Source organism: Sphingomonas sp. 3-13AW (genome assembly GCF_049311085.1).
Classification (GTDB): domain Bacteria; phylum Pseudomonadota; class Alphaproteobacteria; order Sphingomonadales; family Sphingomonadaceae; genus Sphingomonas.
Genome location: NZ_JASNVZ010000043.1, coordinates 1 through 14,272, shown reverse-complemented (window position 1 = coordinate 14,272; position 14,272 = coordinate 1). Strand labels below are relative to the sequence as shown.

Annotated in this window: 11 protein-coding genes and 1 pseudogene; 7 read left to right on the top strand and 5 right to left on the bottom strand. The window is 62.5% G+C overall.

Going from position 1 to position 14,272, the window contains the following annotated elements; genetic code table 11:
- Window positions 1–658: 658 nt before the first annotated feature.
- Both QP045_RS21140 and QP045_RS21135 read left to right on the top strand, forming a co-directional pair.
- A pseudogene (locus QP045_RS21140) lies at window positions 659–1,398 on the top strand (IS5 family transposase).
- 905 nt (window positions 1,399–2,303) lie between these two features.
- Window positions 2,304–5,081, top strand: coding sequence for an ATP-binding protein (locus tag QP045_RS21135; RefSeq protein ID WP_422516982.1), 2,778 nt, complete (start codon window positions 2,304–2,306; stop codon window positions 5,079–5,081).
- Between the two features lie 8 nt (window positions 5,082–5,089).
- Here QP045_RS21135 and QP045_RS21130 read toward each other — a convergent pair whose 3' ends face one another.
- Window positions 5,090–5,752, bottom strand: coding sequence for an NAD(P)-binding oxidoreductase (locus QP045_RS21130; protein ID WP_422516981.1), 663 nt, complete (start codon window positions 5,750–5,752; stop codon window positions 5,090–5,092).
- 169 nt (window positions 5,753–5,921) lie between these two features.
- The gene (locus tag QP045_RS21125) at window positions 5,922–6,965 is read right to left on the bottom strand and encodes a LysR family transcriptional regulator (RefSeq protein WP_422516980.1); all 1,044 of its coding nucleotides are present in this window, start codon (window positions 6,963–6,965) and stop codon (window positions 5,922–5,924) included.
- Between the two features lie 626 nt (window positions 6,966–7,591).
- On the opposite strand from QP045_RS21125, the gene QP045_RS21120 reads away from it, so the two are divergent.
- Both QP045_RS21120 and QP045_RS21115 read left to right on the top strand, forming a co-directional pair.
- Window positions 7,592–8,671, top strand: coding sequence for an alcohol dehydrogenase catalytic domain-containing protein (locus QP045_RS21120; protein ID WP_422516979.1), 1,080 nt, complete (start codon window positions 7,592–7,594; stop codon window positions 8,669–8,671).
- A gap of 22 nt (window positions 8,672–8,693) precedes the next feature.
- Entirely contained in the window at window positions 8,694–9,122 is a 429-nt protein-coding gene (locus tag QP045_RS21115) for a hypothetical protein (RefSeq protein ID WP_422516978.1), read from the top strand.
- 163 nt (window positions 9,123–9,285) lie between these two features.
- Here the strand turns inward: QP045_RS21115 and QP045_RS21110 are convergent, their stop codons facing one another.
- Window positions 9,286–9,852 (bottom strand): TetR/AcrR family transcriptional regulator, encoded by a 567-nt coding sequence (locus QP045_RS21110; RefSeq protein ID WP_422516977.1) that lies wholly within the window; start codon window positions 9,850–9,852, stop codon window positions 9,286–9,288.
- Window positions 9,853–9,952: 100 nt separating this feature from the next.
- Here QP045_RS21110 and QP045_RS21105 point away from each other — a divergent pair, with 100 nt between their 5' ends.
- Window positions 9,953–11,359 (top strand): amidase, encoded by a 1,407-nt coding sequence (locus QP045_RS21105; RefSeq protein WP_422516976.1) that lies wholly within the window; start codon window positions 9,953–9,955, stop codon window positions 11,357–11,359.
- 157 nt (window positions 11,360–11,516) lie between these two features.
- On the top strand, window positions 11,517–12,500 hold the full coding sequence (locus QP045_RS21100; RefSeq protein ID WP_422516975.1) for a quinone oxidoreductase family protein: 984 nt from the start codon (window positions 11,517–11,519) through the stop codon (window positions 12,498–12,500).
- Between the two features lie 70 nt (window positions 12,501–12,570).
- On the opposite strand, the gene QP045_RS21095 is transcribed toward QP045_RS21100, so the two are convergent.
- Window positions 12,571–13,161 (bottom strand): TetR/AcrR family transcriptional regulator, encoded by a 591-nt coding sequence (locus QP045_RS21095; RefSeq protein ID WP_422516974.1) that lies wholly within the window; start codon window positions 13,159–13,161, stop codon window positions 12,571–12,573.
- A gap of 43 nt (window positions 13,162–13,204) precedes the next feature.
- Between QP045_RS21095 and QP045_RS21090 the strand changes: the two genes are divergently transcribed.
- Complete coding sequence (locus QP045_RS21090; RefSeq protein WP_422516973.1) at window positions 13,205–13,948, top strand: SDR family NAD(P)-dependent oxidoreductase; 744 nt, start codon at window positions 13,205–13,207, stop codon at window positions 13,946–13,948.
- A gap of 60 nt (window positions 13,949–14,008) precedes the next feature.
- Here the strand turns inward: QP045_RS21090 and QP045_RS21085 are convergent.
- A partial coding sequence (locus tag QP045_RS21085; protein ID WP_422516972.1) for a glutathione binding-like protein occupies window positions 14,009–14,272 on the bottom strand: 264 nt, incomplete at its 5' end.

Genomic DNA, 14,272 nt, shown 5'->3' with positions numbered 1-14,272 from the left:
CATCGCTCCAGATCCGTCTGCCAGTCCTCGTCCATCGCCAGCCTCCGTCAAAGCTGGCTCCCCATGAATCACGCAATCAGCGGCGAGGGAATCCCTAAACTCATGCTTCTGCCAAAGTAGTGCTAGGCCGTGAACCCATAAATCGGCGTTGAGGGAGGCAGGGTGGAAAGCACTGTTCGGCGTGGTATCCTCGGTCGCATGTTGACCATGCTGGCCGCAGCAAATCTGTCTCCGCCGGCGGAGCCGTGAGCAGGGCGGCTTCGCGCTGCGCTCTGGGACGACCTGCAACTCAATGCAATGATCGGAAATGGTAAGTGGCCAGCATCACTGTGGTACAATGCAGGTCAGGAAGACGCGAGGGGCCTAAACTCCACATTCTAGATATGTCCTGTGGCAGCAACCGCGAAGGATATCGCTGCTCCTTTATACTGCTGCGTGATGGCGGCTTACGCACCGCCTTCAACGAAGCGGCCCCCGATCGGCTTAATTGCAGCGCACAGTTTGTTCGCAGCAAAGAACCTGGCGAATGTGCGGTGAAGCATAAACCGCCGCGCGGTTCCGGGCACAGCAGGACGGACATGAAATGCAAAGCTGTGTCTGCAGGCTGATCCCAACTGACCGGCGTTACTGCCGAGCAGAATGCTGATTCAGCGTCGGTATGAGCCGATATGATCTGACTGACTTTGAGTGGCGCGTGATCGAGCCGCTGCTGCCCAACAAGCCGCGAGGCGTGCCGCGCGTTGACGACCGGCGCGTGCTGAACGGCATCTTTTGGGTGTTGCGGTCCGGTGCACCCTGGCGCGACCTGCCCGAGCGCTATGGTCGGCGCACACCTGCTACAACCGCTTCAATGAATGACGGCAGGCTGGCGTGCGGGACCGACTGATGGACGCCATGGCCGCCGCGCATGACGGCGGCATCCAGATGATCGATAGTACCTCCGTTCGCGCCCTCCAGCAGGCCGCGACGGCAAAATGGGGGTGCAGATCACTGTCTCGGTCGATCGCGCGGCGGCCTCACGGCCAAGATCCACGTCGTCTTGGACGCGCACGGGCTCGCGATCCGGCTCGGCCTGGCCGCTGGTCAGCCCACGACGGGCAGATTGTCGATCGCCTACTCGATCACCGCGGCCCGCGCACCATCGTGCTGGCCGACAAGGCCTACGACGCCGACCGTATCCGCGAGCTCATCCAGGAGCAGGGTGCCACGCCCAACATTCCGCCGAAGAGCAACCGGCGCTGGCAGCCCTGCTACAGCAAGCGCCTCTACCGCGAGCGCAACCTCATCGAGCGGTTCTTCTCCAAGCTGAGGGACTTCCGCCGCGTCGCCACCCGCTACGACAAGCTCGCTGCCAATGGTCCAGCTCGCCTCACCGCGGCTCTGGCTGCGGGCTTATGAGTCTACGGCCTAGTGATCAGCTGGCGCCCTGTGTAGACGCGCGCAAGCCCCACCTTGGTGAGCGTGCGACCAGAAGCTGAGATCCTGCTGGTAAGCGGCACCGTTCTGCAGGTATGCCCGCACACCTGCATCTTGTTAGCTGTAACCTGAGAGACGAGCAGGGCGGCGGACATCATTGCGTCTCCGCCAGCCGCAAAGCTCGAAACGAGGGGCCCCGCCTGTAGCCCAGCTGTAGATATATCGGTGCTCCAGCCTGGGTGGCGCCGCACCAAGAGAGAGTCTTCAAAGTGGTCAGCGCCCTGTGTGCGGCCGGAAAAGGTGGCCCACGTCGCAGCGAACCGGGCCGTTGCCCGCTCGATTTCCCCTTCGCGGTCGGTCATCCGAAAGACCTCCTCTAGGGTCAGCGATGTCGCGTCGGCCCGTACACCATCGAAGCGACGTCGTCCGTGCGCGCATTCCCTTTTCGAGAATGCACGCAGCCCCTGATGGAATGGAGAGCGGAGAGCAACGCTGATGACGTTCAACACGGTAAATTGAGGTAAAGGAAGGCCGAAGCCTCTCGCACTTCCCACCGCACCGGCTGCAAAGGGATATCAGAAGGTGTTCAGCAAGGCGTGAGAATGCGCGGTCGGTCATTTTAGGCGTTCGGATAGAGGGAGCTGCCCACGCTCGCCTCCTCTGGCTTCAAACCATATCATCGGTGTGTCGCGGTTGTTCCCCCGGATGGAGTCCGACCTCCGTTCGTCAAGAACATGGCCGCCTTTTGTTTGCGGATGCTGACTGTAGCGCAGCGTTGGTAACGGATGACACCAGGATTATATTAACGCGACGCTTACCGTGGGAGAGTCCGAGTCGCCCGACCGGACGTGCCTCCGCAAAGGCGGGATGCTGTGGGAACGGTGGCCATGCAACCTGACACGGAGATGGATGCCGCATTCGTATTCGGCTCCTTCCGTCTGGTGCCCGGCCGTCACGTCCTTTTGAAGGGTGCGCGGCCGGTGAAAATCGGCGGACGGGCGCTCGCCCTGCTCCACCTACTTGTGATGAAGGCTGGGACCGAGGTCAGCAAGAAGGAGTTGATGGAGTTCGCCTGGCCCAAGGTCTTCGTCGACGATCAGAACCTGAAGGTGCACATCCGGAGTCTGCGCCGGGCCCTTGAGGACACACTCCCCCACCCGACCTACATCGCGACGGTGGTTGGGCGCGGCTACCAGTTCGTCAGTGCCGTGCAGGTTGAGAGAGTCCACGCTGCCGATCTGGATCACTCGTATGAGCAGGCGGAGCAAAGCCTTCCAGCAGCTCCGCACCTCATTGGCCGCGATGGTGACGTGGCGGCCATCTCTCGATCGCTGGGTGAGACGCGCCTGGTCACGCTCGTCGGAGCAGCAGGCGTGGGCAAAACAAGCCTCGCTGTGGCGGTCGCGCATACCTGGGGCGCTCAGTTTCCCGACGGCGTCTATTACGTGGACCTGACGGTGACAGACGATCAGGCCATGGTCTCCCATCTGATCGCATCCAGCATTGGGGTACGGGGGGATCCGGGGGATGTGGGCACTGCCATCGCGGATCATCTGCGGGACCGGCGATCTCTTATCGTACTCGACAACTGCGAGCACGTGATCGCCGCGACCGCAGCATTCGCGCAACAGATGATTGACGCCAAGATCAGAAGCTGCCTTCTGACCACGAGCCGTGAGCCCTTAGGCGTAGCTACGGAGAAGCTTCAGCGCGTGGAGCCCCTCCCCTTCCCCGCTTCACCCGGCGAGATGACTGCGTCGCAGGTCCTCGAATATCCAGCCGTTGGGCTCCTCGCCATCCGCGCCCGGGAAAGCGCTGATTACCATCTGTCGGAAGGCGATGCCCTGGTGGCGGCGCAGTTGTGCAAAGCCTTGGATGGTATTCCGCTCGCCATCGAGGTTGCCGCTGCGCAGCTTGACCACTTTTCGCTCGAGCAACTTCACGCCTCAATCGGCCGATCCCTATACGCGTTCCCGCACCGCGGCGGTGCGCACGCACGTCACCGCACGCTCCAAGCGACGCTGGACTGGAGCTACCGACTCCTCTCGGAGGAGGAAGCTACACTGTTCCAGCTCCTCTCCGTTTTCGCTGGCTCGTTTGAATGGAACGACGTCACGCACATGGCGCGCCTGGTCCAGTACGACCCCTACCAGACGACCACCGCACTCGGGTCGCTCGTCGCTAAATCCCTGCTCGCCGCGGATATCCTCGATGACCGAATCTCTTATCGACTGCTGGAAAGTACGAAGCGCTACGCAGCGCAGGTTCTGAGCAGCGCGCCGATCTCGTGGAACGCCAATCGACACCATGCCCAATTGGTCCTCGCCGTTTTCCAGCAGGCGGCAGCAGAGTGGAGGTCTACAGACAGCGTTGCATGGCGCGCCCGCTACGGGCCCAAGGTCGGCGATCTACGCAAGGCGTTGGACTGGTGTTTTGGGGACGCGGGGGATGCCTCGCTGGGTGTCGACATTGCTGTCGCGGCCATTCCACTTTGGAATGAGCAGTCCTCGTTTGTGGAGCAACTGCTACAGGTTGCCCGGGCTCTGGAGCAGTCTCCCCCCGGTATCGACAAGGCCTTCCAGAAGGCGGCGCTGGCACACGCGCGCGCCTACATGATGAATCTAGCCCGTGCGCCTCGTTCCGAAACCACCAGGGCTTGGGATCGCGCAGTCGAACTCGCGGAGCAGAGCGGCGACCTTGGCCGTCGCCTGCGGGCAATGTTCGGCAAGAGCGTATTCCTAATCTACAGCGGGCGGAACAACGAGGCCGTCGAATTGATCCACCAGTTCCTCGCGTTGGCGCACGCAGCAGGTGACCGCGGATCGATCCACGACGGGGAGCGTCTGCTTGCGCTTCCCGAGATGCATCTTGGTAAGCTGGTTCAGGTCAGGACCAAGTTGGAGCAGCTAGCCGAGGACCTCCAGCAGGGCGTCCCACCCTCGCGCACGACAAGGTATCGACAGGAACGGTCGGTCAGCATCCACAGCACGCTCACGTTCTCGACTTGGCTCACGGGCCATCAGGATCGTGCGATCGTTATGATGGACGCAATGGTGTCCACGGTCGACGCGGTCGGAGGGCTGCACAACATTATCTCGCTCGTCGCGCTACCGATCGCTTTCTGGTCGGGCGACCGCGATCGGGTTCGGCAATATCTTTCCACCCTGGAGCGAGGCCCCGAAGGGGAGAACATCAGACTGTGGGAGCCCGTCCGGAGGTTCTACAGTGCGGCCGCTGCCGACAGCGCCGAGCCGTCTGCCCGCATATCAATGATGCGGTCGGCACTTGATGAGTTGGTATCGGATCGGATCCTCCTGCGAACGCCGATGTACGCCGGCATTCTCGCGGAAGCGCTGCTGAACGCGAGCCGCGTCGCGGAAGCCAGGGATGCGATCGCGACGGCGCTGGCGCTGTGCGAGGAGACGCAGGAGTTGTGGTGCAGGCCCGAGCTTCTCAGGATCAGAGCCGCCGTCCTGTATGCGCTCGGACGGACGGCAGAAGCACAGGCTATTCTGGCCCAGGCCCAAGGCCAGGCGCTTGCCATGGGGGCACAGACGTTCGCCCTCCGCATCCTAGCCGATCTTGAGAAGCCGCAGGCTGCCGACACCGGACCCGCAGGAGGAGCCCATCCACCCGAGTGCTCGCCCGGGCTGCGGATCGACTGATCCCAGGGTCAGCCGGAGCGAGTTGCCAGATCGGCTACGGCGGTCCGGATGGGCGTAGCTCCGCCAGTCACCTCTAGGATAACGCGCCTTATGCTAGGCTCGTCCATCAGAGCGACCAAGGTTGTGGCGACGTCGTCGCGGCAGATCTCCTCGTGGATTTTGGCGTAGCCGAGGTCTACACGTCCGGTACCTGGCTCGTTGAGCAAGGCTGACGGTCGAAGGATCACCCAGTCTAGATCGCGTGTGACCAGATCCGCCTCCGCATTCTTCTTCTCAACGATATAGTGCTCAAAATCCTCGCTGAGGTGCCGCTCACGCCATGCCTCGGGGAAGACTGACACGAGGTAGAAGCGCTTCACTCCCGCGATGACGGCCGCTCCGGCCGCTTTTCCGGGGCCTCGGCCGTCGATCGCGGTTGTCGCTTCATCACCGTCGCGGCCCCCGGCACCAGCGCTGAAGAGGACGACGTCGCTACCGGCCATCGCATCGGCGAGATCCCGCTCGGTGATCGTCACGATGTCGCCGAGGCTGGCGGCGATTCCCTTGTCGGCGAGGGGGGCGAGCTGGCCTTCCCGTCGTGCGATGCCGGCGACCTCGTCGCCGCGTTGCACGAGTTGGTCGGCTACTCGGCCCCCGGTCCCACCAGAGACGCCGATGATGAATGCCTTCATTGCGTTTTCCCTTCGAGGATGTGAGCACAAATTGCGGCTCGTACGGCGAAGTCGGCCAGGTGCTCCGTAGAGGGCGGTTCGAGCCAACGAGCGTCTGCGGCGCGATCAGGACCGTTCACACGGTAACTCAAACTCGCCGCCCGGTGCCGCAGTACCAAAACGCCAGAATCTAGACACCGCGCTGGATCTCGATCTCGCGGCTTGGAATCGTGATCAGCCGGGCAATCGGCCCGATAACTGCGGCGTCTTGCTTTTCCAGCAGCATATTCACCGCGGCGTGATCTCGCTCCTCGGCGAGGAACCGGCTGCGGTCCTGTGCGACTGCCTTCCCGATCCCATCCATCACGACTCGCACGCGGGGCGACTCCGCCAAATCCTCGTGAACGGCGATCCAGTAATTGCGGAGGGGGCAGACCTGCGCGGTAAGGAGGCGTTCGAGTTGGGGATGATCGCCGGCGACGAAGCATGGGAGGATAGCGATTGCGCTGCCGCTGAGCACGGTTGCAAGCTGGGCGGTGACGCTGGTGGTCCTGAATCGAGGCTCCAGAAACGCATCGTCGATGCCGACGAGATCGAGCTCGCTCGTATGGAGCAACTCTCTGATGGGACCGCACCAGGTGTCGCCGGAGAGGTCTGATACCCGCGCGGGGCGGGGTCGGTCTCCAAAATACGAAGACGCGCCGTAGAGACCGTACGCGAACGAGGTTAGCTTCTTGAAGCGGATATCTCCGGAAGCCGGACGGTCCATTGTCACGACGACGTCGACTTCCCGCGTCGCTAACGAGAAGCTACGAGGAAGGGCTACGAGTTCGAGGTCAAGTTCCGGGTACTCCCGAGCGATGTTCCACAGTCTTGGCGCGAGATAGTGCGCGCCAAACTCCTCGGTGCAACCGATGCGCACCTTTCCTGAGATCATCGCCCTGCTTTCGGACAGACTCATCACCTCCCGCAGAATAATGGATTCGAGCTTCTCCGCGGCTTCCGCCATTCGCGCCCCCTCCGGCGTGATAGCCAGGCGCCTGCCTGCCCGCTCGAAGAGCGGCACGCCCGCCTCGCGCTCAAGACGGGCGATCCGCCGACTGATCGTGGAATGGTCCATCCGCAGCGACGCCGTCGCCTCCGTCATCGTCCCGCCTCGCACCACCTGCAGGAAGACCTTGATGTCGCTCCATTCCATGCGATGCTCCCGATGTTTGATCGACGGCTCGATCAACCGAGCGCGCCTCCCCTTGGGATCCGCGGACGTTCGACCTGCCAATCGCTTTCTTCTGCCTCAGCCAACCGGCAGGGTTCTCCGTCTGGAACCCGTATAGTCCTCATGCATCGCCGGGGGGGTGAATCGTGGTAAAGCAAAAAGCTAGCAGCATAGCTAACAGGCGCTTCACCGCATGATGGAGGATAGGCCACTGGCCGTCAGCTCATCGCTGCGCGATGTGCCGTTCCTCGCAAAGATGCTGCGGCCAGTCTTCCTTTTAGAGCGGACGGCGCATCACCAGTCTCTCCTCTCGCCAGCGGATGAATCCGATCTGCCCGTTCCGCGTGGAGCCGCGGCTTATAGGAGGTGAGCCCCCGAAAGGGGCGCCTCCCACTTCGGGGAACTAAAGACTCGCGGTCGATTGCATTTCCCTCGGCTAGTCTCGGTTCCGCCGGACTCATCCGTGTAGAAGTTCAGCCCTTCGACACGCAGCAACCTTTACCGGGATTTACTTCCACCGCTGGCGACTATCCCATATCTCCAGATTGCGGTCACAGTCGTACCGAGGCCCTGCAATGCCATTAGTGCTGGCGTGTCCTGTGGTCATGAATAAACGGCGTAAACTCTTGCTTATGGGGATTAAGATGGCGACTATGCGCGCAGTGCAGGTTGAGCAGCTTCGCAAGCCTATGGAAGTTCGGGAAATCCCAATTCCAGAGATAGGCGACGAAGATGTTCTCGTGAGGATCACGGCGTCGGGCATCTGCAGGACAGATTGGCACGTTTGGAACGGCGACTGGACTTGGGCAGGACTGAACCTCCCTATTCCCATCACACTGGGTCACGAGATCGGTGGAGTCGTCGAGCGGATCGGGTCGGGCGTGACCCGACTAAAACCGGGCATGCGTGTGTGCGTTCCCTTCAACTACGCGGACGGGGACTGCCCATATTGTCGAAATGGCATGCAGAACCTTTGCGACAACGCAGCTTGGGGCTTCACAACTCCGGGTTCTGGTGGGTTCGCGCAATATGCCCGCGTCCCGAACGCGGACTTGAACTGCATCGAGCTGCCCGAAAACGTCACCGAGAAGGATGCTGCCGCGCTGGGTTGCCGCTACATGACGTCCTATCGGGCCGTCAGGTCGCGGGCTCGGGTCCAGGCCGGTGAAATCGTCGTGGTCGTCGGCGCCGGCGGTGTGGGCTTGTCTGCCGTGCAGATTGCCGCCGCCACGGGTGGCCTGGTGATCGCGATCGACACGAAGGAAAGCGCCCTCCGCTCAGCCGAGAGGGCGGGCGCTCGCCACGTCATCAACTCTGCGGGCCTCAGCCCCGAAGACCTTCGGGAAAGCGTCACGAAGATCGTCGGCAGCAAAGGTGCCGAGGTGGCGATCGACGCCATGGGTGGACAGAATACCACCCTCACCGCTCTCCACACCTTGGCAAAAGGTGGACGGCTCTGCGTGGCCGGACTGACAACCCAGGATGATCAGGGACAAATCCAGATCCCGATCGACCAGATGGTGTTCAACGAATGGTCCCTGGTGGGGACGCTCGGCAATCCGCACAGCCAGTATCCCGATCTGCTCAGGCTCGTCGACAGCGGGACTCTCCAGCCCAGCAAACTGATCAGCGAGGAAATCTCCCTCAGCGACGTGCAAAGTGTCTTCGACCGCATCCCCTCTTTCGAAACCGAAGGGTTCGTCGTCGTCACCGACTTCCAGTGAACATCAGCCCAGGAGATAGAATATGCCCATCATGTTCCTCAGTTCCGCCGAAGGGACCTTTAATCAGTCGGCAAAAGACTCAATCGCCAGCCAGCTCACGGATCTAGGCGCGGAGTGCGAGCGTCTTGCCCGTACCGAGTTCGTCCGAAGCACCACCTACTTGCACTTCAACGACCTTCCCGTGGGGAACATCTACAACGGCGGCAAACGGGCGACAGCCAAGATTGCCACGCTGCTTGTGAACGTGCTTGAAGGCGGGTTCGACGCGACCGCGAAGGAGGTCTTCATCGAAAAGGCCACCAAGATCCTCGGCGCGGCCTCTGGTCAGGAAGACCGTGTCCCGGCCTATGTGATATTCAGGGACGTTTCCAACATCAGCTTGGGCCTGTTCGGCAGCACGGCAACGCTCGAGGATCTCCGCAAGCCCGATCCGGACGCAAAGCCGATTTAGAAAACGGCAGCCTGCGAGACGCTAAGCTGCTTTTCGCGCAGGGCCTTGGCGGGCCGCTCGGTAGGGCCCGCCAGGTTCCTCTCACCCGTGTGATCCCGCCCAGAACGGCTTCTCCAGACCCTGGACAATGGCGGATCCCGGTCAGCGCGTCCCAAGGGGTTCTTCAGGACGGCAGCAGCCCGGCCCTTCGGTAGTCCTCCATGAGCGTATCGAAGATCCTGATGTCGGCACGGCTTCGAGCCATCAGTTGCGCGCCTGCGACCGCCGCGAAGATCGCGCGGGCCCTGGTCTCGGCTTCGACATCGGAATGCACTGCCCCTGCCGAGACGAGCATCTTGGCCAGCCAGGAGAGATTGACGTCGGTGAAAGCCAGAACCTCCTTGATCACCTGCTCCGGCAGGTCGTCATGCTCCGCGGACATAAAGCTACCCAGGCAAAGCCGGTTGTCACTCTCAAGGGATCGACGGAACACCTCGGGATAGCGGCTGAGCGCTGCCCTTGGGTCAGCCTCCGCCGCGCTGATCGCCTCCAGATTTACGGCGGCATCCTCCCGATAGCGTTTCGCCACCGCCGCGCCGAGATCGGCCTTGTTGGTGAAATGATGGTAGATGCTGGCGGGCTTAATGCCGACCTTGTCCGCCAGGTCGCGAAGATTCATGCCGCTATAGCCATGCGCCTGGGCGATCCGCGTAGCCTCGTTCAGAATGACCTCTTTCGCATTCATGTTCATGCCGCCCTGCATATGCCTAACGGCGGTTAGTTAGGCTTGACGGAACCAAAAGTAACCCATAGCGATTAGCAGCCTAACGAACGTTAGGTAGGAGGGTCCAATGAGTGGCGACCTCATCTTTTCCGATGCAACTGACCTGGCTGAGATGGTCCGCACCAAGCAGGTCTCACCGGTGGAGGTGGTGCAGGCGCATCTCGACTGCATCGCCAGCGTGGATCGGGACGTGAACGCAATCGTGACCATCGCCGATGGCGCGCTGGCGGCGGCCCAGGCAGCAGAAGCGATGGTGCTGTCGGGTGAGGAACTTGGCCCCCTCCACGGCGTGCCGTTCACGGTGAAAGACTCTATCGACACCGCCGATGTGCTGACCCAACGCGGCTCACCGATCTTCAAGGGCCGGCGTCCCGAAGAGGACGCGACCAGTGTTGCGCGGATGAAGAAGGCGGGCGGCATCCTGCTCGCCAAGACGAACCTGCCCGAGTTCTCTTATTGGATCGAGAGCGACAATCTGCTCTCGGGTAGGTCCAATAACCCGTGGGATTTGAGCCGCACCCCAGGTGGATCGAGCGGCGGCGAGTCCGCCGCGATCTCCGCCGGCATGTCGCCACTCGGGCTCGGCACTGATCTCGCCATTTCCGTGCGCGGCCCTGCGGCGCAAACCGGCATCACGTCCATGAAACCAACACATGGTCGCGTACCGATGACAGGCATCTGGCCGCGTGCGCCGCGCCGCTTCTGGCACGTTGGGCCCATGGCACGATCGGTCCGCGACATCGCCCTGGCCTTCTCTCAACTCGCCGGTCCGGACGGCCGGGACGCGTTCGCAACCAGCACGGCCGCGTTCGACGCCGGCATCGGGCGGCAGCCATCTCGCCAGGTCCGGCTAGGCTGGATGGTCGGCCCTGGCCTTGGCCCCGTCGACGCTGAAGTCGCCGCGACCGTCAAACAAGCAGCCGAGGCGCTTGAGGATCTCGGTCTTCACGTCGAGCAGGTGGGCATACCGGCGCTCGAGCGCGACTTTGCGCTCGAGGTGTTCAATCGCCTGCACGTCATGGAGATGAAGCCCGCCTTCCGTGAGGCGACCGCCGGCCATGAGGATCAGATGTACAAGATGGCCAAGACCATGCTGTCGCTGCCGGACACCTCGATGGTCGACTTCATCGAGGCCGAACAGGCTGCCGAACGCCTTCGGGACGGCTATGCCGATTATTTCTCCCGCTATGACGCGCTGATTACGCATGTCCTGCCGATCCCGGCGCACAAGCATGGTGTCGAGGAATTCGTCATCGACGGCCAGACAGTAGACGCGACCTACCTGCAGGCGGCAACCGTGCCACTCAACGTCACCGGGCTTCCGGGCATCTCGATGCGGTTCGGCACCAGCAAGGAAGGCATGCCGATCAACATCCAGATCATCGGCAGCTGGCTCGCCGAATCCACCATTCTGCACGTCGCTGGCCTCCTCGAAGGCGTCAGCCCTGTTCGCGGGTTGCACCCGGTTCTTTGAGCACGAAAGTATCCCGTGCAGGTCTTCGTAGTCGCCGCCGCAGGGCGTCGGAAATGGTGTGGCGCAACGCCGTGGGGCCGAGTGTGAGGCGGTCAGGGCCGCATCCGAAGTGCCCCCAAAGGCCGAGAGCCTGACCGCAGCAGAACAAGGAGCCGTCATGGACACGCGGATTACCTTTAATCGCAACGGCCGCCCCGATGTGCTGCAGGTCCAGCAGTTCGACCGCGCCAAGCCTGGGGTCGGTGAGGTGTGGCTTGAGCAAGAGGCTATCGGCGTCAACTATCTGGACGTGACACAGCGCAATGGCGCCGTCCCGATCCCACTGCCGAGCGGCATAGGCCTTGAGGGTGCGGGGCGTGTCGTCGCCATCGGGCCCGAGGTCGATGAAGTCGCTGTCGGCGACCGCGTCGCCTACGCGCTCGGTCCAACCGGGGCTTATGCCAGCGGGCGGCTCTATCCCGCGGAGCGGCTGATCAAGCTGCCCGACCAGATCAGTTTCGAGGAAGCGGCCGCCATCTTCTTCAAGGGACTGACCGCGCAATATCTCATCAAATCGACCTACCGCGTTGAACCGGGCACGGTCGTCCTGCTTTACGGGGTCGCGGGTGCAGTCGGTCGGATCCTCGCGCCCTGGGCAAGGCGCTGGGGCGCGACGGTCATCGGCGTCGTCTCGCGTCCGGAAAGCCTCGACGCGGCGAAGGCGGCCGGCTGCGACGCCGTGCTCGTCTGGGGGCGCGACGACCTTCCTGCCGGCATCCGAGCAGCAACGGGCGGTCGGAAAGCCGATGTTGTCTACGACGCGATCGGCCGGAAAACGTTCGACGTCTCGCTCGATTGCCTGGCCCCTCGTGGCACGATGGTCTCATTCGGCGCCTCATCGGGAGGTCCGGATCCCGTCGCCGTGGAGACTCTCAACAAAAAGGGATCGATCTATCTAACCCGTCCTGGACTCGGCGCGCATATCACGGCCGTTCCCGAATATCGGGAGCGCGCGCGCGACGTTCTGGAGGCGGTCGCATCTGGCATCATCAAGCCGCACATCTGGAAAGCCTATGCGCTGCGCGATGCGGCGCGAGCGCACGAAGATCTGGAAGCTGGCGTGTCGCGCGGCGCCATCGTCCTTACACCGCGAAGTGGCTAGGTGCCGCTCGTTCGATGCTGTGTCGACAGCAGATGGAACGGAGGGTCGGGGAGAATGAACGGCCGCGCGTTCAGCGCACGCGCATGCCGGTTAGGAGCAGGTCCACCAAATGAGCAACGCGCGACGCCGGCGCGCTGTCCTTTTCGACCGCGATCGCTATCCCGCTCACCACACAGATAATGTCGTCGAAGCTGACGTCTCCGCGAACGATACCGGCCTCCTGAGCGCGCTGAAGCAGTCGCTGCCCCTCCGCGGTGATCGCGTTACAGCCAGGCGTGCCGTGTTGGATGACCGTCCCTAGCGAAGCAGCAAGGCTTTGATAGACGCTCGTGTTCATCGCGAGATCCTCAAGAAACTGGCGCATCGCGTCTGCGGGATCACCATCCGCATCTCGCGCGCGGCTCATCTCCGCGACCGATAGAAAGCGCTCGTTGCTGGTGGCCGCCAAAAGCGCCTCTCGCGTCGGGAATCGACGATAGAGTGTTCCGATCCCGACCTTCGCGCGCTTGGCTACCTCCTCGAGCGGGACGTCTGCCCCTCGCTCCAGGAATGCTTCCTCTGCCGCAACGAGAATACGTTGGCGGTTCCGTTCCGCATCGGCGCGTAGACCAGCCTCGACCAACTCTTCGCCCTCATCTTGCCAAGTGGAGGAAGCCTCCATATCTAAGCGGAGAACTCCTCCACTTATTCGAGAGGCTGATATGATGGCGAAGCGATTCGAAGGCAAGGTTGTGGTAGTCACTGGCGGCAGTGACGGCATCGGGTTGGCGTCCGCGCAGCGCTTCGCGGAGGAGGGAGCCCTGGTGTACATCACCGCGCGGCGCCATGCGGTGCTCGACCAAGCGGTCAGCAAGATCGGCCACGGTGCGGTCGGCGTGCAAGGCGACGTCACCAATCTCACTGACCTTGCGAGGCTCTACGAACGCATCGAGCGTGACCACGGCAGGGTCGATGTTGTCTTCGCCAATGCCGGCGTGCACCAGCCCGTTCCCCTGGAAGCGATCGACGAAGCCCATTTTGATTCAACCTTCGACCTCAATGTGAAAGGTCTGGTCTTCACTGTGCAGAAGGCTCTGCCATTGATGGCAGAGGGAGGCGTAATCGTCCTCAATGGCTCGATTGCGGGTTCCAAGGCGTTCCCCGGCCAGTCGCTCTACAATGCCAGCAAGGCAGCGGTTCGATCCTTTGCGCGCAGCTGGACTGACGAACTAAAAGACCGGGGCATCCGCGTGAACGTCGTCTCGCCAGGTGCCACCGAAACCGCCCTGATCCGGGGCTTCTTCGACAAGACACCGGGCGCTGAAGAAGAGGTGATCAACGGGGTTCCGCTCGGGCGCCTGGGGAGTCTCGAAGATGTCGCGAATGCGGTGCTTTTTCTGGCGTCGGACGAAAGCAGCTTCGTCGCGGGGCACGAGCTCTTCGTGGATGGCGGTGTCGCGGCGGTGTGACCTGATCCGTCCGGAACCCCGTCGATCCAGCCGGTCGGTGGCCGCGGTGAGCGGAACCTGCTATCGCTCGGCTTCCAGCGCAGCCCTGACCAGCGGCCGCAGACCGACGCGCCGCCACCATCTGCCAATGTGATCGAACTCTGCCGCGCCTGACAGTTTTCCTGATATCCAGTTCCACAAGGCCCAGAAGTAGATGTCGGCGATCGAGTAGGCCGCTCCCAAAAGGTACGATTGCTGGGCGAGCTGCAAATCGATCCAGCCTAAACGCTTTCGCATCGGTGACGGAAGCATGTCCGCCCCCGGCCCGCCGCCCTGGAAAAACAC